This is a genomic window from Cyanobium sp. Aljojuca 7D2 (genome assembly GCF_024346415.1).
GTDB lineage: Bacteria > Cyanobacteriota > Cyanobacteriia > PCC-6307 > Cyanobiaceae > Cyanobium_A.
This window is the reverse complement of sequence record NZ_JAGQCX010000009.1, coordinates 1-24,957: the sequence shown is the minus strand read 5'-3', so window position 1 is coordinate 24,957 and position 24,957 is coordinate 1. Positions and strand designations below refer to the sequence as shown.

Below are 24,957 nucleotides of genomic sequence, written 5' to 3'. Positions count from 1 at the left end.
CATGAACACCAACGCTGCTCCCACGGTCCACAGCCCCTTGGATCAAAAGATCCTTGAGCATTTCCCTGGCCTGGTAGTGCGGAAGGACCTCACCACCGAGCTTAAGCAGAACGCCGTAGTACCCACTTACGTGCTGGAGTATCTCCTCGGACAGCACTGTGCCACCGACGACCCGGCATTGATTCAGGAGGGATTGGAATCAGTAAGGCGAATCCTCGCGAAGCACTATGTGCATCGAAACCAGGCCGAGCTGGTTCGCTCGACAATTAGCGACCGAGGTAGTCATAAAGTCATTGACAAGGTCACTGTCACTTTCAATGATAGGGGTGGCTTTCACGAAGCTGAATTCACAAATCTCGGCCTCAAAAAGGTGCCGATTGATGATTCATACGTCAAACGCTTTCCAAAAATGTTGGTCGGCGGAGTTTGGGCTATCACGGACGTTGAATATGAGCTGCCAGTCGATCCAAGCGCTAGCCCCTGGCAAATCGCAGGCCTAAAGCCAATTCAAGTGGCCGGCATCGACCATGAAGAGTTTCTCAAAGCCCGTGCTCAGTTCACCACCGAAGAGTGGATTGATGTGCTCATGCAGAGCGTGGGCTTCAACCCAGAACCGTTCACGCGCCGAGGCAAGCTCCTCACCTTGATCCGGCTGATCCCTTTCTGCGAGCGCAACTACAACCTGCTGGAACTGGGGCCCAAGGGCACGGGTAAGTCACACGTTTACGCCGAGTTCTCGCCGCACGGCATGTTGATCTCGGGCTCAGAGGTCACAGCCCCGAAGCTATTCGTCAGCAATGCCAATGGCAAGATCGGCTTAGTGGGCTACTGGGACTGCATTTGCTTCGACGAGTTTGCCGGCAAGGACAAAAGGGTCGACATGATGCTTGTCGACATTATGAAGAACTACATGGCCAACCGCACCTTCTCTAGGGGCATCGAGCAGCTCTCTGCCGAGGCCTCGATGGTGTTCATGGGCAACACCCAGAAGTCGGTTGCCTACATGCTCAAACATTCCCACTTCTACGAGCCACTTCCAGACAAGTACATCGACTCGGCCTTCCTTGATCGTATCCATGCCTTTAATCCCGGATGGGAGGTGCAGACGGTACGCCATGAGTTGTATTGCACAGGATACGGTTTTGTGGTGGATTACATAGCCGAAGTACTTAAGTACCTGCGCACTGAGGACTTCACCGGCATCTACAAGCAGTATTTCGAGATCAGCTCAGAGGTTTCGATACGCGATCAGACAGGCTTCGAAAAGACCTTCTCAGGTCTAATGAAGATCATCCATCCCAGTGGCAAAGCTACGCCAGATGAGATTGCCGAGCTGCTGGAGTTCGCCATGGAGTGCCGCCGCCGGGTGCGTGAGCAGATCCTGCGCATCGACGACACCTTCAAGCCCCATGACTTTATCTACAGAAACCTGCAAACCGGTGCCGATATCACGGTGCTGACGCCTGAGGAGCAGCAGTATCCAGCCTTTGCCGGCCTACGGCCTCTCAGTAAAGACGCAGCGCCAAGTGCGGTGTCGGAGCAAGTTTCAGTTGCAGGAGTCACCGGTAAATCCAGGCCGGCGTCAACTACCAAGCCGGCGGCTGCAGCTGACCATGCGAGTGGATCTGCGCAAGTCTCCACTGCCCAGCTGAATGAGCAGCATCTGGTGGTGCCCGAAAACGCCATGGGCTGGAGCTACCGCCGCCTGTTCTCCGACTACCTGCAGGGCTGCAGCGGCATCATCATCCGCGACCCCTATATCAGGGCCTTCCATCAGATCCGCAACCTGGCGGAGTTTCTGCGCATGGTGAACGAGATCACCCCCGTGGGCGACGAGGTGACCGTGCACCTGATCACCGGATCCGAACAGGAGACGTTGGAAAAGCAGGTGGAGAGCCTTCGCCAAGTGCAGGACTCTTTCGCTGGCACAAGCACGCCGTTTAGCTGGGAGATCGATGCCAGCCCCAACTTCCATGCTCGCAGCATCACCACCGATCACGGCTGGAAGATCACCCTCGATCGAGGTCTGGATTTGTTCCAGAGGTTCGAATTTTCGCCCTTTAACGCAGCTGCCGTAATGCAGGAAGCTCGGATGACCAAGGGGTGCGAGATCAACTACATCAGGACTGTGACCTGATCCTTAGCCGCCCTCCTGGGCCACCATCCAGACCTGAGAAGACCAATTCAGCAGCGCCTTTGCCTTCTCGTCTGGGAAGCGTTCCTCAAGCACTCCGATCAACGCCTGCCGATCAGCAAGCCCCCACCCAGATTCACGTCCAATCCCTCCCAGGCCACATACACCCGGCCCTCATCGAGGAACTTCTGTTCACGCTCGCCCCGGGATCCGGCGCGGATTAGCCAAAGGGTCATGATTTCTGCCTACTGCCCCATGCAAGCGCAACGGCTGTGGATCACTCCTCTTCGTCGGAGCCACCAATGGGGATCAGCTTGATCTGCTTGCGGCCGAGCTTGATTTCGAACTCATCGCCGGGCTGCAGATCAAGCATGGCGGTGTAGGCCTTGCCGACAAGCAGATTGCCGTTGAACTGCACCTTGGCAGTGTGGCTCAGTTTGCGGCCTCCTTTGCCGCGACCCTTGAGGCTGCCTTCGCCTAGGCTGACGCCCTTGGCTTCCAGCAGCGCTTCATAGAACGCCGTGAAGTTCAGCCGCTCGCCACCATCCTTTTTGGTGCTCACATAGCCGCAGCTGCGCACTAGATCTGACTTCGAAACATCACCAAGGTCTTTCACCTTGGCGAGCAGTTCAGTACCGGTAAGCATGCTGATTAACCTATGGCCCAAAGATTCTAGCCCTCTCGTCGCAAATGGCCAATACCCTGTGCTCTTGATGAGGACTCAGATCAGGATAGCTTCTGTATCCCAAGCCGCATCATCCTCCCCGCTCCAGTTGGCTTCGGCGTCATCGATCACCTCGCGCAGGCTCAATGTCAGCCAGCCAAGGTTGCAGGCGAGCAGATCGATACGGCGGCCGCAGTGGGTCCAGATCGGCAGTGGCTGCAGGGTGGGGCCGTAACCAAACACATCCCCATCGAATGCATCGTCGAAAGGGCTATCCACCGCAAGGATTTGATCGATCAAGTTGCCGTCCATGGTTCGCTCGTTTGACTTGAGCCAAGCCTCGGTCAGCTCAGCCGTAATCGCTAGCACCCTTGCGCGAACGACGATTGCATCAGCTGATTGCATTCCCGTTGGGCGAGCTCCTGCACGAGTGGATCGCTGCGGCACAACAGCCACAGGCTGCAGTCTCCTCATACCGGCAGTGGAATCAGATTGCAGGGCTGGAAGGCGGCGATCTGATTGCGATCCAGCACCACCCCATCCAGCAGATCAAGCTCAAGGAGAGTGTTGCTGTGGTTCAAGCTGGCGGCCGGCAACGGCACCCACTCCGCCCACGGCCAACTACTCATCAGCGGTTCGATGGCGGCAGAGCCACCCAGCCGCAACACCCCGCAATCCAACCGGTGACGGTTCACGCCCTGCCTCAGCAGGCGCATCCAGTCGGCATCGCAGAAGCGCCGTCCAGGCTGGCGGCCGCGCTGCTGCTGCAGACCCATCTCCTTGGCCAGGCGCCGATAGCGCCGGCTCACGCTTGGTTGCGACAGGTTCAGTAGCTGAGCGGCAGCCACGGTGCTGCCAGTGAGCTCGAGCATGTCCACCAACACCAGATCTCTCAGCACGGCTGGGATTCGGTAAGGACGACGAGGAAGAACGGCGGACATCCAACAGCTGCAGCAGCCACACCAGTGTTCGGAGACGGGGCCATGGTTGGCGGCTGACTCCTGCGAATGACCGCCGGTGATTCGCAGGAGCCCATGGCATGTGCCCCAGTCCCGCTGCAGGATGGATTGATGACCGGCACCCCCTTGCGCTGCCACCTGCTGATCGGCCCGCCCGGCAGTGGCAAAACCACCCTGGCGCACCAGTTAGCGCCCTTGCTTCCGGAGGCCGATGGCGGCCCGGGCCTGGTGCTATCCACCGATGTGATCCGCGAGGAGCTGTTTGGCGATGCTGCCGTGCAGGGCCCCTGGGATGAGATCCGCACCGTGATGCTGCAACGTCTGCAGACGGCGGTGGCGGCCGGCCGGCCGGTGATCATCGATGCCACCCACGCCCGCCGGCCCTGGCGGCTGCTCTACACCCAGCAGCTGCAATTGCCCCAGCCGGTCGAGTGGATCGGCTGGTGGCTCACCACACCCCTTGAGCAATGCAAGGCCTGGGCGTTGCGGCGTGATCGACCCGTGCCCGAGGCGGTGATCGAGGAGTTCCACGCCAGCCTCAACAACCGCTTCTTTCGGCCGGATCGGGCCGAGGGCTTTGCGGCGATCGTGGCCCTCAACCCCGGCGACGGAGAAGGCAGCGATGACGATCTGCGTGGCCGTCTGGCAGCCCTGGATGGGCGCATCCGCAATGCCCTCAACCGCCAGCGTGCTGTCACCCCCCAGCTGCATTCCTACTCACGCCTGCTGGATCTGGAGCGGCTGTTGTTTCTGCTCCGCCTGCTCACCAGTTTCAACGGGCTAGACGACAGCGATCCCGGCACGGCGGCCGAGCTGCTCAAGATCTGCAACCCACTGCCCCAGGGCGATGTGGCCGAGCGCGCCGCTGCCTACCTCGGCAGCTGGAGCGAGGTGCACGGCGGCAACAGCGAGTGCTACGCCGATGCCACTGCCATCCGAGGCGACCTGGCCTGGCTGGAGGCCAATGGCTTCACGGGCCTCGACTGGCAGAGCGACCAGCCGATCGAGCTGGGCAGCGGCGGCCCCCCGGACCGGAGCAACGTCAACGGCGGCCAGCCCGCCCTGGCGAGCCAGGAGGTGTTCCGGCGGGTGTTCACCCTGCTGCGCCACGTGCTCAAGTATCCATTCGATGCCCCAGAAGCCGCATCAGATCGGGAGCCCTCGGAGCCGGAGCCATCCGCCCCTGCCCCCTCCAGGCCAATGCGGGCCAGACGGGCAAGCACGGAATTCGGCCCCTTCTACCGCCATCTGATCGGCAACCTCCAGGAGATCGAAGGGAGCTACCGCCCCGACCAGGAAGCGGCTCTCCGTTACGACATCGAGCACGTGTTGACCCCCTACGGCTTCCTGCCCACCGTGAAGGGCAAGGGTCGCCCCCACAGTCGCCGCCAGGGTTACGCGATCGGCACGGCACTGCTGTCGGCCGATCAACTGCTGCAGGTGCACGCCCAGCTCAAGGCCTCTCAGGATCGCCTCAGTGATCAATCGCAGAAGCCTCTGCTGCTCACCCTTGAGGAGCGCCTCCAACGCGCTGGCATCCTCAGCGCCGATGGAAACCCCGACCGGCTGCGCCAGCCCCGGCGGGCCCTGGCCCACCGCTCATACACAGAAGAAAAGCCAGGCACCCTCTCCAGCCTGGAGCTGTCTCCCCGGGTGGAACGGGCGATCCGCGACCGCCGCCGGGTGTGGTTGCGCCATACCCCTGACGTTGTGAATGAAGAGCAGCGGAAACGAGGCGATGACGGCAGTTTCCGTGCCTGGCCCCTGCAGCTGATTTTCCACAACATCAGCTGGTATCTGGCCTTTGAAACCTCCCCGATCGGCGGCGACGGCCTCGGTCTGATCCGCGTGCTGCGCCTCGATCGACTGGTGCTGACGAAAGAGGATGGCAACGTCCGCCGCAACAGCGAGCAGGAGCACGCCCATGCCCTGGAGCGGCTGGAGCGGCTGATGGACGTCTGCGGTGGTGTCTATTTCGGCGAGTCCATCGAAGACCAGCTGGCGGTGATGGCGCCTGCGCTGGGCCGCAGCGTCAAACCGCCTTATCAGGTGCTGCGTTTTTCCTGCACTGCCTGGGTGTTCAATCTCATCCGGGAAACACCACGTCGATATCCACTGGAGCACATCGCCTTCTCCAAAGCGATCCAGGGCGATGGCATCAAGGATCCGGGAACAAGATGCATCCTCACGCCCAATCCTGCCGGTGACAGCCATCCCTATCCCGTGGAATTCCGCCTGCCCCATTGGACCGTTGCGCACGACTGGGACCTACATAACTGGCTGTTTCGCTGGGGCGCCGGCATCCGCATCGAGCAACCCATCGCCCTGCGGGAGAAACAGCTGCAGCAGGCCCAAGGAGTGGTGGATCTGTATGGGGATAAACCCTGATCCACCACCACCAAACTCTCTGCTCCTAAAAGCAGTATTTCTTGACCACGTAGAGCACTTCGTTTGGCTTGTCCTCCATCCAGAAGGCCTCTCGCTCGAGCGCTCTGAGATTGTGACCGAATCGATCGACCTGTCTGAGATCACGCTCGCGAGATGCCGTTAGCACCATGGCGGAAGAGTTGATACCAAGGGCGCTAATGGTTCGAAAGCCTCGCTTGCAGGCCTGAGCAACATGAACCGATTCATGCAGGATCGTTTCATTGATATGGCGCGCTGAATCACCAAAGCGAAGGATCCGGGATGTGCAGATTGTCAACTCACGCTTGTGGGTGTCGAAGAAACCAAAGATGTCAAACTTGTTGCAAGCAGAGCCGTTCTCAACGATTCGCACCTTCCGCTGCACGAGCTGGCGAACCTCCATCGCAATGGGATTCAGATAGGCAACATAGTCCATAGTGTTGACGCCCCCAGATTTAGCGGAACACGGTGGTGACGCCCATAATCGTGGCGTTTGGGTGCTGGGCCTTGGCTACGCTTCTGGCTTCGTCGTAGTTGCGGGCGTAGCATTCGACGTAAAAGATCTTTCCTGCCACAAAGCAGGTGACACGGCATTTCATTGACATGGCTCGATTGGATCAGACCATCACAATCGAAACAGGCAAAATGCGTGAGAGGTGACGTGCGAACGACGCTCAATTGAGTCATTCGAACTTTCCGCTCAGCAGCCCGAGATCGCTTCGTCCAGCCCATCGATCACCGCCATCAGAAAGGGCAGATCCAGGGTGTCGATCGTGTCGCTGGGCTTGTGGTAATTCGGGTTCCGCATAAACGAGGTGTCGGTCACCATCATGGCGTCGTAGCCCGCATCCCAGAACGGGCTGTGGTCGCTGAGGCGCACTCCCTCGATTCCATGGCCGCCGCTGGGCACAGGCAGCACCTTGGTGGGCACGTGCCGCCCCATCGCGCGGGCCAGTCCCGGCAGCAGCAGGCCGGCACCGTCGTTGGCCACTAGAGCGATGAAGTCGCCGCGGTACCCGTACACCCGCTCCATTCCTGGCACCGGGTAGCTCTGCTGTTCACTGGTGAAGGCGAGCATCTCAAGACTCACCATCAGCTTCAGGGGCTGCTGGGCTTGGCGGAGCTCTTGCGCCAGGGCCGCGCTGCCGACCATTCCCCACTCCTCCTGGTCGAACGCCACCAGCCACACTGGCCGGCGTGGCGGATCTGCCGCCCAACGACGTGCCAGCTCCAGCAGCGCCGCCACGCCACTGGCGTTGTCGTCGGCACCCGGGGAGTGCAGCGGGCCGTCGTAGTGGGCGCCCACCAGCAGCGGCGGGAGGTGCGCCTCGCGGCCAGGCAGCCGCAGGATCAGGTTCACCCCTTCTTCGCCGGAAGGGCAAAAGCGGTGCTCCTCAAGGTCACCCAAAGCAGCCAGGCGCTCACGCAGCGCTTGGCGCACCGCCATCAGCCCGAGCGGATCCCAGCGGGCATGGCGGGGTACGGCGAACTGCTGGAGGTCGGCCAGAAGGAGCGCTTGCAGGGCAACGTTCATTACTCAGGCCAGAATCAGATCCACAAGGGTCTGCCAGTCGTCGTCGCTGATCTCCTCGGTAATGCCGAGCTGTTCAGTGGCCGATTGAATTTCACGATCCAGGCTGTTAAGCAGGCTGTCCTGCACAGCCTTGGCGATCTGATCGAGCTGGTCGGGGGTCATGGCTAACCGGCATGAGTGACGTGAATCAATTTAAGCTATCCAGACTGTTGTTCTCAGATCGCTTGTGCGAACGACCAAGCCCAAAGTTCTTTATCGGCTCTCTGTCGGTAATCGCTTGTCTCCTTCTGGATGTCGTCACAGTGATCATTCTTCGGGAAATCGAGGACAAAGGTTCTTGATTTCCCCTCAATTGAGCTGTTGTTCCTGATGACGGACATCTTGTTCTCTTCGGGCCGAGCGTTCTTTGGATTGGCTGTAGCCAAATTTAGAGCGGAGCTGACATAGCTCCGAGACAGCCCGTCTCATTTGACCCCAATTGCGATGATTCCGCGCCTCTTCAAAATCGAGATAGATACTCATCAAGTCAAACGCTTCATCCATTGGCTGGCCACCTTGAACGTAACCATTGATTTGCGTGTCGTAACCGCCATGTCCGTGGTCTCCCCAAAGCATGCAGAAGTGCCCTTGTGCTTCGGGGCAATGCTGCTTAGTGAACTCGCTATGAGTAAAATAGAGGGATTTCTGCAGCTCTCTGCCTCGCCGGTTTTCCGATGCAGCCTCTTCTCTCGCCTTTAGCTCGGCAATGCTTTTGCGGGATTGCCCGTCGTCTATGTGAGCTTTTGCCATGGCATCTCAGTGCTGGATGTCTTTAAATGAGATTCTTTCATGTTTGACAAGGGGTATTGGCATGGCTGATCACTCAACGCTACCCCGCTGCATTTAGTTTTGGAGCGTGTGGCTTGATGTAATGCATGAGGGCATCTTGAGAGCCCTTGCCCCTTGGCTGGCTCTCAGGGCTGATGATGGCCGAGAGCGCCTGTCTTCATTCACAGGTGCAGTCGCTACCAAACCTGTGTTGCCGTCTGCTGATCGGGAAGCGAGGCAGTGACAAAACAACCAAGGCGCATCAACTGGCACCGTTTATGAAGGGTGAAGGTGGCGAGCCATTAGCCCGAGCGGATCCCAGCGGGCATGGCGGGGTACGGCAAACTGCTGGAGGTCGGCCAGAAGGTGCGCCTGGAGGTCAGAGGTCATCTCGACCCTCTTGATCGCGGAGCTTGCGTCCGCGAGCGCGCATGAAGGCCTGGCTGCCCATCACCTTGCGCGCCAGCGACAACTTGTTGGTCGAGATCAGATCCAGTAGCTCACCAAGCAGTTGCTCCTCCCGCTGCACGGCACTGTTCCCCTTGAACGACCGCACGCTGTCGAGGGCCCGTTGCACAACCATGCGGCTGGCGTGTTCATCGCCGCAGTCAATGCTCTGCATCGCCTCCTGACGGCGGCGCGCGGCCTGTTGCAACAGCACCGCGCTCACGACCGCTTCCTCCAGCGGCAACGCATCCCAGGCCGGCTGCTCCAGAACCGGCAGCCGCAGCAGGGCCTCGACCATGACGACCTGTTCATCGGCATCGCGCCAACGCGCCTGAACCTTCAACAGCTCCACCACGGCCGGTCCATCGCATGGGCGCGGCGCCATGTTCAGCCCAAGGGCCAGCGAGGGGGTACTGCCCGCCTGGAGCTCACCCAGATCGATCCAGCCTTCAGCGTTGGCTTCGAGTGGGTTGTGAATTTGCGTCAACTCAACTTCAGGCCCGGGCTGCAGGCGCAGCTGCAGGTGCCGGCCAATCACCAACTGAAGGCCCTCGAGTTCGGCCGTGAAGACGGCTTCCAGCTGCTGCGGTGCGGTGAGGTGCACGAGGTTGCCCTGGCCCGCCTCGGCCATCGCGCTCAGCAAGCGCTCGTCGTAGTCCTCGCCAAGGCCGATGCAACTGGTGCTGATGCCTTCCTCATAGGCCTGACCTAGCAGAGGTGCGACATCGCCACCACGCCGCGGCCCAATGTTGGCTTGGCCGTCGGTGAGCAGCAGGAGCCGTTTGTGGTGCTGCTCAATCCCATGCCCATCCCGCAGGGCCTCCAGGCCGGCATGCCAGCCATCCACCAGGGCGGTGGAACCACCTGGATGCAGGGCATCGATGCGGGCGATGGCGTCCTCACTGGGCGGCCCCAACGGCACCACGGTCTCCACCGCGTTGTCAAAACTGATCACCGCCACACGGTCATGGGCAGAGAGCTGCCGCACCAGCTGTTGCGCGGCCGCACAAGCAGCCTGCAGCTTGTGCTCAGCCATCGATCCCGATCGGTCGATCACGATTGCGATCGCAACCGGTTGCCGCTGGGCCGAGGCCAGCGGCGCAGGGGTGTTGAGCTCCACCAGCACATCAAGCTGGCAGCCGTTGAGACAGGCAGCGGGTCGAGCCGCCAGCACGGTCAACGAGGGATGAATTTTGGCGATCGCCATGGTGGACGCATTGCACAGGGTCGTGAGATGGAGTCTTCGCCCAATGCAGGCGATCGAAGACCGGGCTCGTGCGAACCACGTCGCCGAGCAGCAGCGGCTACCACCCGCTGCCAGAGTCACCGCGGCATCTCTGGCCCTGCCGCCCACGCCGTGCTGCTCACCTTCTTCGACATCGAGACCGCTCACGGGCGAAGCACCGTTGAGCTGCAGGCCGGTGACTTCCCGAGCCTTGGCCTGACGGCCGATCTCCTGGTGGTGTCGGCCTTTGAGCGCTGTTATGCCCCGGTGCCGGGCACCCTGATCGGCCGTCTGCACGAGGCCTATGGCCTTCAGCTCAAGGCCCTCCCGATTGCCCTCGATCTGCGCAACAGTCCGCTCAAGTGCTGGGTCAGCGCAGAGCTGGATTGGCCCGATCAGCCCAACCAGCTCAGCCGCTTTCGCCGCATCGCTGTGATCGAGGGGTTGATGGAATGGTCTGACGAGGATGACCTGCTGCCCTGGCCACCGTTTAACCGCCTGTTTTCACTGTTGGCCCTGCTGCCGATGCGGCAGATCGCCTGTGCCACGGTGGCCAGCCCACTGCTGGGCAGTGGCAATCAAGGGCTCGATGTTGTCGCCCACTATCCCGATCTGCTGCATGCCTATCACCAGGCATTCCGCCATGTGCCCGAACTGGAGCGCTTGATCCTCTTTGACAAGACGGATGCGCATCTGCAGGTGCTCGGCGAGGCGATTGATGCCGCGTTGGAGCGCCCAGCCCCCCAGACAATGCGGTTGCGACTTCCTGGTGCCTCACCCGCCGTCAGCGGCCTACAGGATCTGCTCAGCAGCCGCAGCAGCCCATTCACGCGGCCCTCGTCGCAGGCGGCGCAGGACATCCGCGAACTTCTGATGCTGCTGCGCAGTGAGGAAGCGTCTTTGGTGGCCCTGGGAAACCACAGCAGGCGGGTGGTGGAACAACTGGTGCTGCAGAGCCTGAGCGATGAGGCGTCTTCAGAGAAACTCACCCTCTACAAGGGCATCCGACGCCTACAGCAACGCGGTGTGCATCCCTGGGTGATCCAGTGCCTGCATCAGGTGCGCTGTTTCGGCAACTGGATGGGCCATCCACCCCGGGGTGGCAGCGTCATGCCGGTTGAGCTGCATGACGTGCTGGCGATGCTCTCGTCCTTGCAACGCGTGTTGCAGGCCTATCCATGGTTGAAGGCCTGATTCACGGGCATCCGCGCGGTTCACGCACTCAGATCATTCGACCCCAACCTCCAGCTGCTGATCCGGTGCGCGGGGGACGGTGATCTGCTCCACCCGCACCAGCCTGGGTTGTTCATCAGCTGCCGCCTCGTAGCTCCCGTTAACGCGCACGGCGGCGTTCAGCATGGCAACGATCTTGCCGTCGTAGATCGGCTCGTCGATGTAGCGCATGCCGCTGCTGGCACCGCGACCGCGGATCTCGAAACGACGGGCATCGAGATCCACCTCCCGCACAACACCCTCGAAGTCTCCATGTCCTTTGAGCCGCCGGCTGTTGGGGGTGTTCAAGCTGCGGTCAAGAATCTGTCGGCTTTGCTTGGTGAGGGGTTTGGCTGGTCCCAGGTGTCAAGTGACATCTGGTTTTGGCCCTCCGGCGACCTGAAAACTGGCCCACCCGCTCGGTGCTCCATCGGGGTTGGTTGATCGCCTGATCGGTGACGATTGGGCTGGTTAGTTTGAGCGTTCATCGTTGTCTGGTTGTTGTTGGCCTGGGTTGCTGCCGTGTTCATCCGGATCGCTCCTCTGCGCTGGTCGGCATGGACGTGACCGGGCTGCTGGGTTTGAGCAGGCCTGAGCGGCGCTTCTCCCGCACTTGGCCAGGGTGCCGTAGGGAAGAGCCTCGACATTGGTATCTGCTGCCGCCCTACAGGCGGTATCAAGGGACCAGCCGTTACGGAGCCGCCAGTTCAAAAGCATCCGCCCAAAAGCCTCGCGGCTGGCCTGCTGCTGCTCAACGAGACCGGTGTGGCTGAGAGCTGCCTCAGCAGCAGGTTGCGGTTGATCAGGCTGCTCAGGGTCCAAGGCTGCTGGCTGCATGGGACGGGATAGAGACAAAGCTGACATCCACCTCTTGCCTTTGGGAGCAACCGAGCAGAAACCATGATCAGGTGGGCATTGATTGGGCCCAGGGCATCAGTGCTGGAGCCTGCTTTCACGGATTGTTAGCCGATGCACCCAGCACGGGGCCCCAGGGCCTGCTGATGGGTGGCTTGACGACGCGTTTACGCCGCACTGCCCCCTGCGATGAAGACCCAGCACCAGCGCTGCCCTCATCGCGTTTGAACAGCTCCCCCTCCTGGCTGATCCCCGCCATTGGCTCATAGACGCTGAGTGCAGCGGCCAGCCAGCGGCGCTGCTCCTCCACCAGCGAGGCGGGGGCCTCAATGCGGATGCCAGCACCCAATGAGAAGAGCCAACGCCGCAGCTCGGGGTCGTCGCGCAGCACCCACTCCGGCAGGTCCAGCTCCACTGGGTAGGGGTGCAACACATCGCCGTCGCTGGTCATCACCAGCTGCTGCGATTCCGTTCGACCCCAGCTGTGGCCAGGCAACGGCCGTGACAAGCGCAGGTTGCAAGGCAGAAAACGCTCCAGCTCCTGCCGCACCACCGCCATCACCTGCGGGCTACAACGGAACCGCAACGTCGAACGTGCGGGCTGCTCTCCAGCTGCGATCGTCCGGGAGAAGGCCAGCTGCTCTGCCAGATCGCTGCCCAGATGCAGGCTGCCGCAGTGCTGCTGCAGCAGCGAGAAGCGCTGCAGAGCGGCCTGGTGCATCGAGAGGTTGCGGCCGGCCCGGGCGGCGCTCTGGATCAGGTGGATAGAAGCGAGCGGCGCACAGGCCAGCAGGCCCTCCGCCTGGCCGATGCTGTCGTGCTCGTGCAGCAGAAGCCAGGAGCCGCGATCGAGCAGCAGCTGCAGCGGCCACAACTGCAGCGGGCTGGAGCGCTCTCCGCTGCGGGAGCGCAGCGTGATCATCACCCGCTGCCTCCTCTCAATGGCAGCTTCCAGTACGGCTTCTGTCGATCCCAACGTGCGATAGGGCCAGTGCAGGGTGCGTGCCACCGGCTGTTGTTCAAGCTCTACCCCCACCCGTTTCAGCGAGTCCTGAATCGATGTGCGGATCTGGCAGGCCGAGCTGAATCCCAGTGTGTTGGCGTGCAACTCAAGCAGCTGCCACATCTCCAGCAGCTGCGGCACCGACAACAAAGAGGCGCCAATCGCGTAGCCGCCACGGCCACTGCTACCCGGCATGCGGAATCCGTAGGGGGTGAGCGTCTGGGTGATGACGTCCTGCACCTTCCTGGCGCTCCATCCGCTGTAGCCGCCGTTGGCGTCCTGGTTGAGGCTGCGGGCCAGGTGGTGATGCACCCGAACACCATCGGCGCGATCAAACGGGTGATGCAGCAGATGGCGCAGCACCGTGAAGACCTGCTGGAAGGCCTGGCGATCCGCTAGCCGGGAGAAGCCCCCTGTGCTGCGGGCCTTGCTGGCAGGCCAGGGAGGTGGTTCGAATGGCGATAGCGGCCTGTCGCTCAAGCCATCGCTCGCCAGGGTGGCGCCGGCCATGAATCCCTGCTCCTCCAGCCAGGCAAGATCGGCGGCCACCGCCAGCGGATCGCCAAAACAGGCCCCGTGCCGAACGGCCAGTTCCTGTGACACCACCAGCGCCAGATCGGCCTCGTCATCAGCCCTTAGCTGCTGTCCCGGCTCTCCCCCGGCTTCAGAAGTGGTCCCTGTCAGTTTTGGCTGACTGCTGAGCAGCCGGATCAGAAAGATCAGCCGTTCTTGATCCAGCAGGCACGAGTAGCCGTGCAGCACGTGGCTGGCATCCCGGTTGCTGGCCTGGCGGATGTGGTGATCCAGTGCCGCTAACTGCGCCGGAATCAGCTCCTCCAGCGCGATGCCCTGCCCGGTCTGGAGGCGAACCACCTGGGCAAAACCCTCCTGCCGATGGGGTGTCGGCCCGGCCTGCATGAGCTGGGAACAATGCTTGGTAATCACCCCATCTGGCACCGGATGCTCGCGTCGCTGGTTCCACTGCCGGCACAGGTCAACAGGTGTATCAAGCCACCAGCCAATCCACTGCACCGGCTCCGGCAGCGGCAGGGCCTGGGTGATGGCCAGCCGAAAGTCTCGTTTGACATAACAGGCTTCCACAATCGCTGTTGCACCTGCGTTGAGGGCCTCACAGAGCTTGCGGTGAATGACGGCTTCTACTTCCGCCCATGGGCCGCGGTGCTGGGGGTTGCCATAGAGCTCATCTCGGATCTCTCGGCTGGAGATGTAATGGATGGGGCGGCTGTCCCGGGCTTGCAAATGCTGAACAAGGATCCGAACAGCTGTGCTTTTGCCGCTGGCTGCTGAACCAATTATCAGATGAAACCGCGCTGGCGCCTTCTGGGGTGACGGCTGCGCCTCTGAAAGGGAAGACTGGGAGAATGATTCTGCTGCTGCCACGGGCGTTGAGGAGGACAATCCCCTGAAATTGTGCAGTCCCAAGCTGCACAATCCCGCCCATGAAGACCATCAAAGCCGGTAGCGGTTGCTACAAGGTGGTGCCTGTCAGTTTGATGCTGGACACCAGGCAACTTTGATCATCAGGCTTAGGTAATGCCCTCCCAGCAGGCGTGCTGGCGCAGATCATCGAACTTCCAATCTCTGCTGGCCAATGCAACCAGCAGCTGCAAGGACGGGCTGAGTACAGCCCACGCCCCCACTCCTCTCAAGCCAGTGACCTGGCAGGTACCCCGTTGCTGCGGCTTGGCAGTGACCCGCTGCATCAGCACCTGCTAGGCGATCTGCTGGCAGCAGAGGGTTGCGTGGAGCTGGCGACGGCTTTCCGCTCGCCCCAGGACTTTGGCCAGCAGCTCAGGCGCGGCACCCTTGATGCCGGGCTGCTCAGCCTGGCCAGCATCAAGGGTGTCAGCACCGGGGCCCGCAACCCTGCCCTTCTGGGACTGGACTCGGCAGAACTGGAGGCAATCCCCCTCGGCAGTCAGGACCTGCAGCTTCTCTACGCCGCTCGCCACCTGAGCCGCCCACCCCAGCTCAATCCTTTGCGGCGGCCGCTGTTTCTGCTCCCACCGGCCAGCTGCCAGCTGCTGTTGGACGAGCAGCTCAGACGGCAGGCGCTGATGGAAGTGCGCAACACCGAGACCTGCCTCGCAGGGGACCTGGTGGAGCTGCTGAGGCGGGAGCCCCTGCTGCTGCCGGCCCATCGTTCTCTTTTGAAGTCTTCTCCCTGGCAGGATGCGCAGCTGATCGCGGTGCCGCCTCCAGATCCAATCAGCGACCGTCTCTGGCTTTTGGTGCGGCCTGAGCTCGCCGGCACGCCGCAGATCAAGGAGCTGGAGGCCCAGCTGCATCGAAAAATCGCCTGCTCAGACCTGGATGAGGATTGACGCGCAGCTTGGCTGCTGACGACTGGCTGCCTTTCGGGCGGAGAGGGGCGAGCAGGTGTCTGCACTCTGCAACCTCCACATCGCACTCCCGTCACAGGCACCATCAGCCTCAATGCTGGGGCCTCTCACTCAGCTACGCCTGGATGCTGGCGAGGGTCCGGTTTCCTCTTGACAGCCATTCGCGCTTTGACCCTGAACCTTGATGCCCAACGCCCCTTTATCGGCAAGCCCGCGCAGCTGTCGATGCCTGAATGGCAGCCAGATACGCTCCTGGTCCTGGAGAGCCCGGCGAGTGTGATTCGCCGGGCGATGGCCGATCAGCCGGGCCCGAGCATCAGAGCACCCGCACCTCGGCCTGGGGACCGAGCACCCGCTGCTGATTGGAGGCCAGGATCAGGGCCTCTTCCCGAGGCAGGTAGTGCGGCTGGCCAGTGATGTGGCCCTCGCGATCGAGGAACAGCACCCGCAGCAACCGGCCCGCGGTATCAAGGAGATGCACCGAGATGATGCGGATCGGGCAGGTGCTGCTGAGAGGAGTGGCGGCCATGGCTGTGCTGGCGAACGACCCCGCCTCTGCTCCCCGGTGAAGCCTGCGCCGGGCAAGGGTCGTGGAGCGCAGCGCAGCGACTTGCGTCAGCCCTTGCGCGGCGCGGGTGCCGGGGCAGGCCGGGTGGCGTGATCGCCAGCGCCAGGGACTGGCATCCAAGGAGCGCGATGGTGAAACGGCGATTAACGTTGGGGCCTCAGCCCTTGCGGTTGGCGAGAGCCGCTGCCGTCATGACCCCAGCCGACCAAGCCACTCAAGAGCCTGGGACTCCCTTCTCCATTCGCCGCCGGCAGCGCGGTGGCAGACGGGTCATGGCTGTGAGCAGCTCGGTGAGCGCCATGGATGCCCTGCGGGCCCGCATCCGGGCCCAGAGCAAAACGGTGGCCGAGCACATTGCCGCTGACCCTGAAGCCAAAGCCTTCATTGACGACTGGGCCACTCCTGAGCCCATCTCCCGCTGAAGACCAGCGTGGAACTCAAGGCCGGGCAGATCGTTACCGTTGACTGGCGCAAGGATCCAGACGATCCAGCCCAGGATCCCCAGCCCCCTGAGCCGAACAAGCTCCGCCCGGCAGTGGTGGTGCAGGACACCGAGCTGTTTGACCCCGCCTACCCCACGGTGCTGGTGGTGCCGATGACAGGCGACCCTGCCCTGGCGATCCCCGATCTGACGGTGGTGCTGCAGCCCAGTCCCAGCAACGGCTGCAAGAAGGTGAGTTACCTGCTCCCGCAGAACCTGACCTGCGTGGCGAAGACGCGCATCACCGCAGCCACCAAGTCAACAATCACACCAGCCGAACTGCAGCTGCTGCGCCAGTTGGTGGTTCTGACCATCGGCGGCCTGAGTTAAAGCCCATCGAGGCCAGCAGGTGAATGCCAGTGGCTGGGCCTTTGCTACCAGCCTCAACAGAGGCAAGCCCCAGCCGATTCCGGTGCCTCCGGGCAGATGAGATCAGCAGCCCGGCGGGCATCGCCGAGCACCTGCAGCAGCACCCGCGGCGATTCCTTGAGCAGCTCCACCCAGTGGCCTAGATAAGCAGCGTGATTGGCCATGGCGCTGCCGATCTCGAGGCGATCGCCCAGCAGCACCGTGCCAAGCTCGGCCACGAGCTCTTCGCGGGCATAGGCCCGGCCGCCATTGCCATCGGCCCCCATGCCGCCGGAGAGATCCCGGGCCAGCCGGGAGCTGTGACCCGTGGAGTGAATCGCCTCATGGGCCCAGGTGGAATACAGGGCCCCAGCCGAGTGGAAGGCGGCACGCTCCGGCAGCTGGATGCGATCGGGCCCCGGCAGATAACAGGCTCGATCGCCGCCAAACCGCACCTCCACGGGCCAGCGGCTCAGCACCGCTTCTGCCGCTGCCAGCCGCTCCGGCTCGGGCTTCACGGCAAGCCCTTCTGCCTGCCGCCGCTTCTGGATCAGCCCCTCCAGAGCCTCACCCTCCAGATCCGCGGCATTGAAGAGCGCCACCGGCCGGTAGCTCACCCAGCTGCGCCCAGCACTGGCGGCATCGCCGCAAGCTGTGGCTTCTCCAGCGCCGGCATGGCCAGAGCCCTCGCCAGAAGCTGCTTCCACCAGCCGGCTCTCACCCCGCTGATGCACCTGGGGCCGCTGCACGTGCACTGCCTTGCTGCCCTTGCGGGGAAAGATCCCCAGCGCCTTGGCCTCGGCAAAGCCGCACCAATAGGGCAGGGCTGATCCCCGCAGGTGCATGCCCAGGCTGAGCAACACCGGATTGGCCCCGCGATAGCGGCGCCCCGAAAGCAGATTCACGTGGTGACCGCCAGCGGCGGCATCCCACTCCCGCCGCCAGGGGGTGGTGCCTGCCTCAAGAAGGGCGATCAGCGAGGCCACCAGCTTTTCTTCTGGCGAGACCTTGGAAGCAGCAGCAGCTCTGGAAGACCGGCCAGAGCGTGATCGGGAAGCAACAGCCACGTGTGGGCAAGCGCAGGACCGCAAGCGCCAGCGCGACCAGCGTCATGGGCCGGCCACAGCACTCACAACACCCAGTGCCCTGGGCGTCTCATCGCCTGCGGCGGGTCGGCTTGCACAGCCCTTGCGCGGCCGCGCACGCTGAGGAATCCTGCGCGATGTTCTTTTCAGCGACAGGGTGTGGTCAGTAGCCCTGAGTCGTGCCGTTGATTCGGCAGACGCCCGAGAAACGCATCACAACCGGCGGTTGAATTGGCTGGAGCTGCTGGGCTGTGGCCTCCAGGAAAGCCACAAGGATCGTGATCAGCAGGATGTAATCGCGCAATGCGGGCTCCAGCGGCCCATGGGCAGAAGGCGGCTGGGCGGCCAAGACTGTTTCCAATGGTTTCCAGAGCGGGTTAGACCGCGCGTCTGCGTACAGCTCGGCCAGGCGCGAGCTATGGGCTGGATCCCCCAGCGAGGCTGACTCCGCTGAGTGGGCGAAGGCGTTGCGCAACTTGCGCAGCACGTTCAGAGCCCGCTCCACCGGTCCATCGATCAACCCAAGCCGGCTGGCCAGGGCAACCTTGGCGCCGATCGATCCAAGAGGTCGCTCCGGAAGGAACAGGCCGTCGCTTTTGGTGCTTGACGGGGACATCACCGCCTGCAGCAGATGCTCCAGGGCTGCATCTACGCGAGCCACGCCCACGAGGACCGCACCACGGCCACGCTCCTCGAGCATCTGCAGCGCGATGGTGCGGGCTGCCTGTGCAGCGGCGATGTCAGGGGAAGAGCTGGGGTCTACTGCCGTCATGGCACGTGGGAAGCATTGCCATCCTGGTCTTTCGCACGGCTTAGTGCCCCAGAACAGGTCCTTGGATCAACAGTGGCACCAACACGCCAGCAAGGCCATGCAACTGATCCAACTGGAACGCGACGACTGGAACTTCTTCTGCCCGGCTACCGGGCATCCGGTGTTCAAAGACACGGGAGAGCCCAACGCCTCAACGGTGCGTGGCTTCTGGTGCAACGAGGTGCCGGAGGAGCCAGAGCTCTTGTCAGCAGAGCTCCAGCCTCAATGGGCTGCCCACGTGGCCACTCAGGACACTGCGGACGAGAGCGTCGACGTTGAGGCCTTTCTGAGGAGTGTCGACAAACCGGGCTGGGTGGCCTTTGAGATCACCAGCTGCGGCATGGCCTGCGGGCCGGCGACCAGCACCACTTGGACGGTGCTTGATCTCAGCTGAAGGCACAAAGGGACAGAGAGATCCAAAGGACGGGCCTCCTCCGCATCAAAGATCTCGACACAATTTTCGCCGCTATACTTTGACAAGCGGGTGATCACTTCGGATGGCGGGAGAGATATTTTTCGAGTTCGCGCTGCCAGACGATCCTTTTCTTGATCAGTTCTCATGTGGTTACGAAACTGCCGACAACTACTTTCGCAGTCGCAAATGGTTCAAGGCCGATAAGGGTCGATCCTCTCCACCCACCTACGTTTTCCGAGTTGGTGAGGATTGTCCAGTTGTGGGTTACTGCGCCTTTGACTTCGGCAAGCAGCCCCATCCGGACGATGCCAGTGAAGCCAAGGCCAGATATCTGGTGATCTACATGATCGGTGTTGACCAGGCGTTTCGGGGCACCCAGAATCCACTGGCCCCCGGAGAGACCTACGCAGCATCCATTATGGCTGTCCTTGAGGACATCGCACGGGCCAAACAGAGTTGTGTTGGCCTCAGTCTCTGGGTGCGTTCAACCAACGAGGTGGCGATGGCTTTCTACCGCAAGGTTGGCTTTGCGGAGGATCCTGGTGGCCCATCCCAGCGAGATGAGGGTGATCCGATCCTGACGATGCGCAAGATCCTGACCTGAAATCTCAGGGCAGAGGTGGATGAACGCTGTCCTCATCCTCTCCAACGGGCATGAGGTCTCCGTGTCGATTGCGGTTACGAAGATCTTCCATGCGCATCTTGACGGCTTCGACTTCTTCTCGGGGGAAGCGCCAGTGGCCGCCGGGGGTTTGAAAGGCACCGGGGAAGTAACCACCCTCCAGCCAGTTCTTCACCGTATTGGCGGATGCCACACCAAGCAGGCTTGCCGCTTGCTTGCTTGTCAGCATGTCTGCCTCAGTGCTGGCCACGAGTCGCTCAACCAGATCGGAGCGGCCTGCATCCCGCAGGACAGCGGTCACATCGTCGAGAAGGGCAGGGCTGATCGTGCTCATGACCCGATCCTATGCCAAACCGTCAAAACCGTCAGCTGCGGATCTGCTGCCCCAACCGCTGCGCCACCACCACATTCGCCATGGCCTGCACGGTGGGCGTCATTCCCTGGATGCGCACCGGGCCGTCGAACACGGCCTGACCGCGTGGGTCTTCATCGGCGAGGCGGCCCAGGAGCTCATCGAGGAAGCTGCTAGCGGCGGATTTGACGGCGGAGAAATCGAGGATCAGCGGCTCACCGTCCATGGCGGGCAGGAGGCCCTGGATCTTGCGCCGTAGCAGCGACGAACACGCTGCCGCGGTGAACAGGCTGGAGCGCTTGCTGCACCACAGCGGCGGCATCTACTTCGGGGCCGATTTGGACCAGCAGCTGGCCATCTCCAGCCCGTCTGCCGCACGCCGCAGCCAGGCGCTGATCACCCTGCGCTTCTCCTGCGCCCCCTGGGCCTTTGCCTTCATCCGTGAGGGCCTGCAGCGCTACCCGATCGAGCAAACCCGCTTCTCTGAGCCGCTCCCCGGCGACAGCTGGTGGCACCACCCCAAGGCGCCCCATGTGCTGGAGCCTGGCTCTTCCGACTCCAGTCATCCCTATCCAGTGGAGCTGGATCTGCCGCCCTGGACCGTGGCGGCTGATGTCGACCTGCGCAGCTGGCTGTTTGCCTTTGGCGGCGGCATCCGCATCGAAAGCCCTGAAGCGCTCAGACAGGAGCTGGTGCAGCGCAGCCGGGAGGCGATGGATGCGAATGGGCTGCTTCACGCAGGCCAATCCACCGAACCAGAGCAGCTCAGCGGCAACCGACGCTTTTTCTCGAGTCGCCTAAGACGCGACTGAAGAGCAGCTGTAACGACACATCAAAACGTTCCGCTCGATACAGCCAGGTCCACCTGCTGGTGGCCATGGTGATGCTTCAAGAAGAACGGATATGCAGGCAATCGGATCCACAGCTCGATATCGCAAGGCCTATCAGCCCATCGAGCGCAGCTACCGCCTAATCGACGGCAGCTGCCAGCCCCACTGTCAGCTCGACGCTGAGTACAGCTCCCTTGATGACGCCATTGCTGATGCCATCGCCTGGATCGGCGATCTCAGCGAGCCCGACCATCCCGCCAGCTTGATCGGGGTGGAGGTGTGCAGCAGCAATGGCGACTGGCGCACCTGCCGTGTGCCGGGACCGTTGCTCTGTCCGCTGCCGCGCTGAGAAACAAGACTTCAGGAGCACGCCCCGGCCAGGTGACAACAGAAACCCCCCGGGGTGAGCGGGGGGTTCTGGAGCGGCCGGGCAAGGGTGGCTGGCGCTCATGCCGGCACCTGCATCGCTGGCGCCTGAGCCTCACTCTGAAAGCAACCAAGAAGCAAGGCAGACGTGCGCAACAAACGCTCACATCCCGCTGCTGCTGCTGTTCTCAGCTCACTCCTCCTCGTCAGCACCACCGATGGGAATGAGCTTGATCTGCTTGCGGCCGAGCTTGATCTCAAACTCATCGCCGGGCTGCAGATCCAGCATGGCGGTGTAGGCCTTGCCGACCAGCAGGTTGCCGTTGAACTGAACCTTGGTGCTGTAGCCCAGCTTGCGGCCACCTTTTCCAGTGCTACGGCCGCCACCATCTGTACCAAGACTGACGCCTTTGGCACCGAGCAGGGCCTCGTAGAAGGCCGTGAAGTTGAGGCGCTCGCTGCCATCCTTCTTGCTGCTCACATAGCCGCACTCACGCACGAGCTCTGACTTGGAGACATCGCCCAGCTCCTTGACTTTGGCGAGCAGATCTGATCCAGTAAGCATGAATCCAATGGAGTTTCCTTGAAAATACCAATCCCCAGCAGGTTGTCCAGTGGGTTCAAGCGAAAGAAAAGTCCTTGATCTGATGAATGATCAGCTTTCTGCTGCTGGCGCGTCTGCAAACAAGGGGCCGAGCGGTACCACGGCGAGCCTGCCTTGCTCCACCACCTGCAGACCAGGCGGGTTGGCTTGTTCCGGTCCGTAAAGCTCGACTGGTGGCGCTTCCGGACCGATCGGCAATGGGTTCTGCTGGTAACGCAGTCGTGGCATTCCTCTGATCTGCAGCCGCTCCCAGCGTGCCTCAGCTGCTTGTTGTTGGCTGTTCAACGCCGCAACATTTCGCGGACCCACCCCCATCGCCGCTGCTGTCCAAGTAAGCAAGCCATTAGCCCGGTAGCTCTGGGGGCGGTTAGAGGAGCCGATCTCCCGGCTGCAATCCGGGTGGTGGTGGCGTCATTAGTTGCCAGCGCAGCTGGATGGCACTGTTGTGAGGCTGCTTTGCCAGATTCCCCAGAGCCGCCTCAACAGCACGGTCGATGACCTGATCGGCGATAGCTTCCCAGTAGCGGCGTGTGGCTTCATCCGTTGAAAAGAAGCGCGGCGGCAGAGCGTTGCTGCTGTTGGAGCTTCTGGTGGCTGGTGTAGGCCATCCACAGCGAACCGGCGATCACGACAACCACGATGCTCACCAGTAGCTGGTAGACGGTGAAACCCTGGTCAAGGCGAGGCTGGCAGCGCATCCGTCGAGTTCTTTCGCCCATCAAAACAGGTCGTGCCTTGCCTTGCCAGCTAGAACTCACCAAGAGCTTCCAGCCTTGATGCCCAGATTCGCGGTGTTCTTCGATGACGAAGGCGCGCGGGCATCCAGCTGGTGCTGGCGATGGATGAGGGCCACGCCAAGGGCATCATGCGCGCCACGCATCCGCAGGGTCGGATGAGTGTGCTGGCTGCAGCCCTGATCGCAGGGCAGGTCAGACATGCCCTGCTTGCCCGCTGGCTCAGGCGGAAGCAGTGAGTCGCCCAAACAGCTCCCGCTGCCGGCTACCGCCTGCAGCGTCGCATGAACGTCAAAAATTCGCGCTGCAATCGCTGGTGCAGCGGTGTGATGTCGACCATCTCCTCCCTGGAGGGCGTGTTGAGGGTCACCGCAGTCCGCTCCACCTCTTTGCGGAGCTGCCGCATAACAGGAATCAACAACAGGGCCGCCAGCAGACTCACGATCAGCAGCACCGGAAGGATGCTGGCGGTTATGGCGATAAACACCACAACCGCGATGCCCTGACCAACCGCCACCAGCCATTTCGGCCTTGCTTTACCGGGCAGCTGCTTCATCATCCAACGCTAAGCACCTATGGATCAACCTCTGCGCCCCACTGGGGAGCGACTCGCCTCCACCCTTGCCGCTGGAGCTTCCTCCACAGCTCCCGAGCCTGCTTCAGGTGTAGGTGGCTGCGGGTCTTGAGCAGCGGTGGAGCGCCAGGAAGCGGGCGGCCAGCATCCACGAAATACATCGGGTAGGCGCTCCAGCTCTTGGGGTCCAGGTGAAACCGCGCCGTGTTGGTGGTCCTGGGGTCCTGAATCCAGGCCTGCTTCTCCATCCCAACGGGGCAAGTATATCAGTACTAGCACCGGCTGCCTCAAATCAGTATTGAGTGACCAAGTGCAGCCCGGGCACTCGCGGCGACTTGCTTTATCGGACAGGTTTGTTGGGCAGGCCGCCATTGCAGAAGTTGGCCGCAATGGCCGTGCGGTCGCCGCCCTTGATGCTGGGGCTGCTGCGCTCGAGCCACGCCAACCCAGCATCGAAACACTGGTTCCAGCGGGAGGACTGGCCAGCAATGGGGCCCAGTGACAGGGCGATCGACACCGAGCTTGCTGTGGCGACCACGGCCAACAGCGGGAACAGGTGAGCGTTGATCATCTCCCGAACACTGAGCTTGCGTCCGTCGTGATCTGCCATGAGAAGCCCTGGTTGGGGTGCTGGACCCATTGTGAACGATCCTTTCTGTCACTCGCCGTCACTCGCTTTAAAGCGCTGAGAATGTGAAACGGTTGGAATGACTGCGGCTGTATCAAATCCACTACATCAAGCAGGCAAACCATTGCTGCCACAGGACTTCTGTAAAAACCAATAATGCAGTTGCGCGACATGGCAAAGGGCAAATGTCAACGGAGTGCTTCGCATGCTTCTCCGTCTTTGTTCCCATCCAGGTAGGTGTGCCCCTGACGCAGCAGCTCCTGTGCTCTGGCATAGGAGCCGATCTCCTTGCAGCGGTAGCGGCGCCCGCCCGGGGTGGTGCCATCGGGGATGGCCGCTGAACGGCGACCGCGGCGGAAGTCCCAGGGGCGAGTGATGCCATCGGGCACCTGCCAGATACCCAGACCGGCACGGTTGGCGCGCTCTTCTGCCTCCAGGTATTCGCGGGCAGCGCAGCCCCCCAGATACTGGCGGTAGGCAAAGGCCTGCCCGTCTTCCAACATGGCCAGGTTGATGTTCACGCCGCTGAACACCTCCGCCACCGTGCGCCCGTAGCGATCGGTGGTCTTGACGGCAATGACAACTTCGCGGCCGATCGGCAGGCGCTGCTGCAGGTAGCGACGGGCTTCCTGTCCGTAGGGGCTCTGGGCGGTTTCGGGGGCATCGATGCAGGCCAGCCGTACGGTCATCGCCCGGCCAGACTGGCGTACGCGGATGGTGTCGCCATCACCAATGGAGAGCACCGTGGCCGTAACACCTTGCGGCTGAGCCAGGCTTGCTTGCACGCCCAGCCAACCCAAGCCCCAGGGCTGACTGAAAGTCCATTCATCCCGTTTCCGCAAGGCTGATGCCAACCCAGTCGAGCATTCGGCTGATGTCGTGTGCCACAGCCATCAGACCAGCACGGATCGATTGAAAACCGTTGCAGCG

General features: G+C 62.1%; 34 protein-coding genes. 10 read left to right on the top strand and 24 right to left on the bottom strand.

Annotated elements, in window-relative coordinates:
• Nucleotide 1 precedes the first annotated feature (1 nt).
• The gene (gene brxL, locus KBY57_RS10245) at nt 2-2,137 is read left to right on the top strand and encodes a BREX system Lon protease-like protein BrxL (RefSeq protein ID WP_254995745.1); all 2,136 of its coding nucleotides are present in this window, start codon (nt 2-4) and stop codon (nt 2,135-2,137) included.
• A 98-nt stretch (nt 2,138-2,235) separates the two neighbouring features.
• Here brxL and KBY57_RS10240 read toward each other — a convergent pair whose 3' ends face one another.
• The 4 genes from KBY57_RS10240 to KBY57_RS10225 form a co-directional block, all read right to left on the bottom strand.
• Nucleotides 2,236-2,370, bottom strand: a complete 135-nt coding sequence (locus tag KBY57_RS10240; RefSeq protein ID WP_254995744.1) for a hypothetical protein — start codon at nt 2,368-2,370, stop codon at nt 2,236-2,238.
• Nucleotides 2,371-2,411: 41 nt separating this feature from the next.
• Nucleotides 2,412-2,780, bottom strand: coding sequence for an AbrB family transcriptional regulator (locus KBY57_RS10235; protein WP_254995743.1), 369 nt, complete (start codon nt 2,778-2,780; stop codon nt 2,412-2,414).
• A gap of 75 nt (nt 2,781-2,855) precedes the next feature.
• Nucleotides 2,856-3,110: a hypothetical protein gene (locus tag KBY57_RS10230; RefSeq protein WP_254995742.1), complete on the bottom strand. Its 255-nt coding sequence runs from the start codon at nt 3,108-3,110 to the stop codon at nt 2,856-2,858.
• A gap of 158 nt (nt 3,111-3,268) precedes the next feature.
• Entirely contained in the window at nt 3,269-3,739 is a 471-nt protein-coding gene (locus KBY57_RS10225) for a LysR family transcriptional regulator (RefSeq protein ID WP_254995741.1), read from the bottom strand.
• 129 nt (nt 3,740-3,868) lie between these two features.
• Between KBY57_RS10225 and KBY57_RS10220 the strand changes: the two genes are divergently transcribed.
• Entirely contained in the window at nt 3,869-6,145 is a 2,277-nt protein-coding gene (locus KBY57_RS10220; RefSeq protein ID WP_254995740.1) for an AAA family ATPase, read from the top strand.
• Nucleotides 6,146-6,170: 25 nt separating this feature from the next.
• Here KBY57_RS10220 and KBY57_RS10215 read toward each other — a convergent pair whose 3' ends face one another.
• From KBY57_RS10215 to KBY57_RS10195, 5 genes are all read right to left on the bottom strand, one after another.
• Nucleotides 6,171-6,599 (bottom strand): hypothetical protein, encoded by a 429-nt coding sequence (locus KBY57_RS10215; RefSeq protein WP_254995739.1) that lies wholly within the window; start codon nt 6,597-6,599, stop codon nt 6,171-6,173.
• Nucleotides 6,600-6,863: 264 nt separating this feature from the next.
• The gene (locus tag KBY57_RS10210) at nt 6,864-7,697 is read right to left on the bottom strand and encodes a M20/M25/M40 family metallo-hydrolase (protein ID WP_254995738.1); all 834 of its coding nucleotides are present in this window, start codon (nt 7,695-7,697) and stop codon (nt 6,864-6,866) included.
• 3 nt (nt 7,698-7,700) lie between these two features.
• Nucleotides 7,701-7,859, bottom strand: a complete 159-nt coding sequence (locus tag KBY57_RS10205) for a hypothetical protein (protein WP_254995737.1) — start codon at nt 7,857-7,859, stop codon at nt 7,701-7,703.
• Between the two features lie 186 nt (nt 7,860-8,045).
• The gene (locus KBY57_RS10200; RefSeq protein ID WP_254995736.1) at nt 8,046-8,486 is read right to left on the bottom strand and encodes a hypothetical protein; all 441 of its coding nucleotides are present in this window, start codon (nt 8,484-8,486) and stop codon (nt 8,046-8,048) included.
• Between the two features lie 397 nt (nt 8,487-8,883).
• The gene (locus KBY57_RS10195; RefSeq protein ID WP_254995735.1) at nt 8,884-10,158 is read right to left on the bottom strand and encodes a vWA domain-containing protein; all 1,275 of its coding nucleotides are present in this window, start codon (nt 10,156-10,158) and stop codon (nt 8,884-8,886) included.
• A 150-nt stretch (nt 10,159-10,308) separates the two neighbouring features.
• On the opposite strand from KBY57_RS10195, the gene KBY57_RS10190 reads away from it, so the two are divergent.
• Nucleotides 10,309-11,370, top strand: coding sequence for a DUF4145 domain-containing protein (locus KBY57_RS10190; protein ID WP_254995734.1), 1,062 nt, complete (start codon nt 10,309-10,311; stop codon nt 11,368-11,370).
• Between the two features lie 33 nt (nt 11,371-11,403).
• On the opposite strand, the gene KBY57_RS10185 is transcribed toward KBY57_RS10190, so the two are convergent.
• Both KBY57_RS10185 and KBY57_RS10180 read right to left on the bottom strand, forming a co-directional pair.
• Nucleotides 11,404-11,697: a hypothetical protein gene (locus tag KBY57_RS10185; RefSeq protein ID WP_254995733.1), complete on the bottom strand. Its 294-nt coding sequence runs from the start codon at nt 11,695-11,697 to the stop codon at nt 11,404-11,406.
• Between the two features lie 643 nt (nt 11,698-12,340).
• Nucleotides 12,341-14,647, bottom strand: a complete 2,307-nt coding sequence (locus tag KBY57_RS10180) for an AAA family ATPase (RefSeq protein ID WP_254995882.1) — start codon at nt 14,645-14,647, stop codon at nt 12,341-12,343.
• Between the two features lie 170 nt (nt 14,648-14,817).
• On the opposite strand from KBY57_RS10180, the gene KBY57_RS10175 reads away from it, so the two are divergent.
• Nucleotides 14,818-15,591 (top strand): hypothetical protein, encoded by a 774-nt coding sequence (locus KBY57_RS10175; protein ID WP_254995732.1) that lies wholly within the window; start codon nt 14,818-14,820, stop codon nt 15,589-15,591.
• Nucleotides 15,592-15,925: 334 nt separating this feature from the next.
• On the opposite strand, the gene KBY57_RS10170 is transcribed toward KBY57_RS10175, so the two are convergent.
• Complete coding sequence (locus KBY57_RS10170) at nt 15,926-16,138, bottom strand: hypothetical protein (RefSeq protein WP_254995731.1); 213 nt, start codon at nt 16,136-16,138, stop codon at nt 15,926-15,928.
• Nucleotides 16,139-16,449: 311 nt separating this feature from the next.
• Here KBY57_RS10170 and KBY57_RS10165 point away from each other — a divergent pair, with 311 nt between their 5' ends.
• Together KBY57_RS10165 and KBY57_RS10160 are read left to right on the top strand one after the other, a co-directional pair.
• Nucleotides 16,450-16,599, top strand: coding sequence for a hypothetical protein (locus KBY57_RS10165; RefSeq protein ID WP_158217095.1), 150 nt, complete (start codon nt 16,450-16,452; stop codon nt 16,597-16,599).
• 8 nt (nt 16,600-16,607) lie between these two features.
• Nucleotides 16,608-16,988, top strand: a complete 381-nt coding sequence (locus tag KBY57_RS10160; RefSeq protein WP_198953915.1) for a type II toxin-antitoxin system PemK/MazF family toxin — start codon at nt 16,608-16,610, stop codon at nt 16,986-16,988.
• Between the two features lie 53 nt (nt 16,989-17,041).
• On the opposite strand, the gene KBY57_RS10155 is transcribed toward KBY57_RS10160, so the two are convergent.
• Both KBY57_RS10155 and KBY57_RS10150 read right to left on the bottom strand, forming a co-directional pair.
• Nucleotides 17,042-17,992: an ArdC family protein gene (locus tag KBY57_RS10155; RefSeq protein ID WP_254995730.1), complete on the bottom strand. Its 951-nt coding sequence runs from the start codon at nt 17,990-17,992 to the stop codon at nt 17,042-17,044.
• Between the two features lie 262 nt (nt 17,993-18,254).
• A complete protein-coding gene (locus tag KBY57_RS10150; RefSeq protein WP_254995729.1) occupies nt 18,255-18,863 on the bottom strand; it encodes a hypothetical protein in 609 nt (202 codons plus the stop codon).
• Between the two features lie 97 nt (nt 18,864-18,960).
• Here KBY57_RS10150 and KBY57_RS10145 point away from each other — a divergent pair, with 97 nt between their 5' ends.
• Nucleotides 18,961-19,296, top strand: coding sequence for a hypothetical protein (locus tag KBY57_RS10145; RefSeq protein WP_254995728.1), 336 nt, complete (start codon nt 18,961-18,963; stop codon nt 19,294-19,296).
• A 103-nt stretch (nt 19,297-19,399) separates the two neighbouring features.
• Nucleotides 19,400-19,921: a GNAT family N-acetyltransferase gene (locus tag KBY57_RS10140; RefSeq protein WP_254995726.1), complete on the top strand. Its 522-nt coding sequence runs from the start codon at nt 19,400-19,402 to the stop codon at nt 19,919-19,921.
• A 4-nt stretch (nt 19,922-19,925) separates the two neighbouring features.
• Here the strand turns inward: KBY57_RS10140 and KBY57_RS10135 are convergent, their stop codons facing one another.
• Entirely contained in the window at nt 19,926-20,273 is a 348-nt protein-coding gene (locus KBY57_RS10135) for a MerR family transcriptional regulator (RefSeq protein WP_254995724.1), read from the bottom strand.
• Between the two features lie 31 nt (nt 20,274-20,304).
• Nucleotides 20,305-20,517 carry an STAS-like domain-containing protein gene (locus KBY57_RS10130; protein WP_254995723.1) on the bottom strand — a complete coding sequence of 71 codons (213 nt, stop codon included), beginning with the start codon at nt 20,515-20,517 and terminating at the stop codon, nt 20,305-20,307.
• A 22-nt stretch (nt 20,518-20,539) separates the two neighbouring features.
• On the opposite strand from KBY57_RS10130, the gene KBY57_RS10125 reads away from it, so the two are divergent.
• Together KBY57_RS10125 and KBY57_RS10120 are read left to right on the top strand one after the other, a co-directional pair.
• Nucleotides 20,540-21,103: a WYL domain-containing protein gene (locus tag KBY57_RS10125; RefSeq protein WP_254995722.1), complete on the top strand. Its 564-nt coding sequence runs from the start codon at nt 20,540-20,542 to the stop codon at nt 21,101-21,103.
• Between the two features lie 91 nt (nt 21,104-21,194).
• Nucleotides 21,195-21,470, top strand: a complete 276-nt coding sequence (locus tag KBY57_RS10120) for a hypothetical protein (protein ID WP_254995721.1) — start codon at nt 21,195-21,197, stop codon at nt 21,468-21,470.
• A 210-nt stretch (nt 21,471-21,680) separates the two neighbouring features.
• On the opposite strand, the gene KBY57_RS10115 is transcribed toward KBY57_RS10120, so the two are convergent.
• The 8 genes from KBY57_RS10115 to KBY57_RS10080 form a co-directional block, all read right to left on the bottom strand.
• Complete coding sequence (locus KBY57_RS10115) at nt 21,681-22,052, bottom strand: AbrB family transcriptional regulator (protein ID WP_254995720.1); 372 nt, start codon at nt 22,050-22,052, stop codon at nt 21,681-21,683.
• A gap of 90 nt (nt 22,053-22,142) precedes the next feature.
• Nucleotides 22,143-22,376, bottom strand: coding sequence for a hypothetical protein (locus KBY57_RS10110; protein WP_254995719.1), 234 nt, complete (start codon nt 22,374-22,376; stop codon nt 22,143-22,145).
• A 251-nt stretch (nt 22,377-22,627) separates the two neighbouring features.
• Nucleotides 22,628-22,789 carry a hypothetical protein gene (locus KBY57_RS10105; RefSeq protein WP_254995718.1) on the bottom strand — a complete coding sequence of 54 codons (162 nt, stop codon included), beginning with the start codon at nt 22,787-22,789 and terminating at the stop codon, nt 22,628-22,630.
• 56 nt (nt 22,790-22,845) lie between these two features.
• Nucleotides 22,846-23,028 (bottom strand): hypothetical protein, encoded by a 183-nt coding sequence (locus tag KBY57_RS10100; protein ID WP_254995716.1) that lies wholly within the window; start codon nt 23,026-23,028, stop codon nt 22,846-22,848.
• 62 nt (nt 23,029-23,090) lie between these two features.
• Nucleotides 23,091-23,381: a hypothetical protein gene (locus KBY57_RS10095; protein WP_254995715.1), complete on the bottom strand. Its 291-nt coding sequence runs from the start codon at nt 23,379-23,381 to the stop codon at nt 23,091-23,093.
• A 17-nt stretch (nt 23,382-23,398) separates the two neighbouring features.
• A complete protein-coding gene (locus KBY57_RS10090; protein WP_254995714.1) occupies nt 23,399-23,647 on the bottom strand; it encodes a DUF1651 domain-containing protein in 249 nt (82 codons plus the stop codon).
• 92 nt (nt 23,648-23,739) lie between these two features.
• Complete coding sequence (locus KBY57_RS10085) at nt 23,740-23,970, bottom strand: hypothetical protein (RefSeq protein ID WP_254995713.1); 231 nt, start codon at nt 23,968-23,970, stop codon at nt 23,740-23,742.
• A 245-nt stretch (nt 23,971-24,215) separates the two neighbouring features.
• Nucleotides 24,216-24,812, bottom strand: coding sequence for a thermonuclease family protein (locus tag KBY57_RS10080; RefSeq protein ID WP_254995711.1), 597 nt, complete (start codon nt 24,810-24,812; stop codon nt 24,216-24,218).
• Between the last annotated feature and the right edge of the window lie 145 nt (nt 24,813-24,957).

What these genes read in the sequence shown, in the direction of transcription:
- brxL (WP_254995745.1), top strand. Translation starts at nt 2, where the DNA reads ATGAACACCAACGCTGCTCCCACGGTCCACAGCCCCTTGGATCAAAAG.
- KBY57_RS10240 (WP_254995744.1), bottom strand. Translation starts at nt 2,370, where the DNA reads ATGACCCTTTGGCTAATCCGCGCCGGATCCCGGGGCGAGCGTGAACAG.
- KBY57_RS10235 (WP_254995743.1), bottom strand. Translation starts at nt 2,780, where the DNA reads ATGCTTACCGGTACTGAACTGCTCGCCAAGGTGAAAGACCTTGGTGAT.
- KBY57_RS10230 (WP_254995742.1), bottom strand. Translation starts at nt 3,110, where the DNA reads ATGGACGGCAACTTGATCGATCAAATCCTTGCGGTGGATAGCCCTTTC.
- KBY57_RS10225 (WP_254995741.1), bottom strand. Translation starts at nt 3,739, where the DNA reads ATGTCCGCCGTTCTTCCTCGTCGTCCTTACCGAATCCCAGCCGTGCTG.
- KBY57_RS10220 (WP_254995740.1), top strand. Translation starts at nt 3,869, where the DNA reads ATGACCGGCACCCCCTTGCGCTGCCACCTGCTGATCGGCCCGCCCGGC.
- KBY57_RS10215 (WP_254995739.1), bottom strand. Translation starts at nt 6,599, where the DNA reads ATGGACTATGTTGCCTATCTGAATCCCATTGCGATGGAGGTTCGCCAG.
- KBY57_RS10210 (WP_254995738.1), bottom strand. Translation starts at nt 7,697, where the DNA reads ATGAACGTTGCCCTGCAAGCGCTCCTTCTGGCCGACCTCCAGCAGTTC.
- KBY57_RS10205 (WP_254995737.1), bottom strand. Translation starts at nt 7,859, where the DNA reads ATGACCCCCGACCAGCTCGATCAGATCGCCAAGGCTGTGCAGGACAGC.
- KBY57_RS10200 (WP_254995736.1), bottom strand. Translation starts at nt 8,486, where the DNA reads ATGGCAAAAGCTCACATAGACGACGGGCAATCCCGCAAAAGCATTGCC.
- KBY57_RS10195 (WP_254995735.1), bottom strand. Translation starts at nt 10,158, where the DNA reads ATGGCGATCGCCAAAATTCATCCCTCGTTGACCGTGCTGGCGGCTCGA.
- KBY57_RS10170 (WP_254995731.1), bottom strand. Translation starts at nt 16,138, where the DNA reads ATGGCCGCCACTCCTCTCAGCAGCACCTGCCCGATCCGCATCATCTCG.
- KBY57_RS10165 (WP_158217095.1), top strand. Translation starts at nt 16,450, where the DNA reads ATGGCTGTGAGCAGCTCGGTGAGCGCCATGGATGCCCTGCGGGCCCGC.
- KBY57_RS10150 (WP_254995729.1), bottom strand. Translation starts at nt 18,863, where the DNA reads ATGACGGCAGTAGACCCCAGCTCTTCCCCTGACATCGCCGCTGCACAG.
- KBY57_RS10145 (WP_254995728.1), top strand. Translation starts at nt 18,961, where the DNA reads ATGCAACTGATCCAACTGGAACGCGACGACTGGAACTTCTTCTGCCCG.
- KBY57_RS10140 (WP_254995726.1), top strand. Translation starts at nt 19,400, where the DNA reads ATGGCGGGAGAGATATTTTTCGAGTTCGCGCTGCCAGACGATCCTTTT.
- KBY57_RS10135 (WP_254995724.1), bottom strand. Translation starts at nt 20,273, where the DNA reads ATGAGCACGATCAGCCCTGCCCTTCTCGACGATGTGACCGCTGTCCTG.
- KBY57_RS10130 (WP_254995723.1), bottom strand. Translation starts at nt 20,517, where the DNA reads ATGGACGGTGAGCCGCTGATCCTCGATTTCTCCGCCGTCAAATCCGCC.
- KBY57_RS10120 (WP_254995721.1), top strand. Translation starts at nt 21,195, where the DNA reads ATGCAGGCAATCGGATCCACAGCTCGATATCGCAAGGCCTATCAGCCC.
- KBY57_RS10115 (WP_254995720.1), bottom strand. Translation starts at nt 22,052, where the DNA reads ATGCTTACTGGATCAGATCTGCTCGCCAAAGTCAAGGAGCTGGGCGAT.
- KBY57_RS10105 (WP_254995718.1), bottom strand. Translation starts at nt 22,789, where the DNA reads ATGCGCTGCCAGCCTCGCCTTGACCAGGGTTTCACCGTCTACCAGCTA.
- KBY57_RS10100 (WP_254995716.1), bottom strand. Translation starts at nt 23,028, where the DNA reads ATGTCTGACCTGCCCTGCGATCAGGGCTGCAGCCAGCACACTCATCCG.
- KBY57_RS10095 (WP_254995715.1), bottom strand. Translation starts at nt 23,381, where the DNA reads ATGAAGCAGCTGCCCGGTAAAGCAAGGCCGAAATGGCTGGTGGCGGTT.
- KBY57_RS10090 (WP_254995714.1), bottom strand. Translation starts at nt 23,647, where the DNA reads ATGGAGAAGCAGGCCTGGATTCAGGACCCCAGGACCACCAACACGGCG.
- KBY57_RS10085 (WP_254995713.1), bottom strand. Translation starts at nt 23,970, where the DNA reads ATGATCAACGCTCACCTGTTCCCGCTGTTGGCCGTGGTCGCCACAGCA.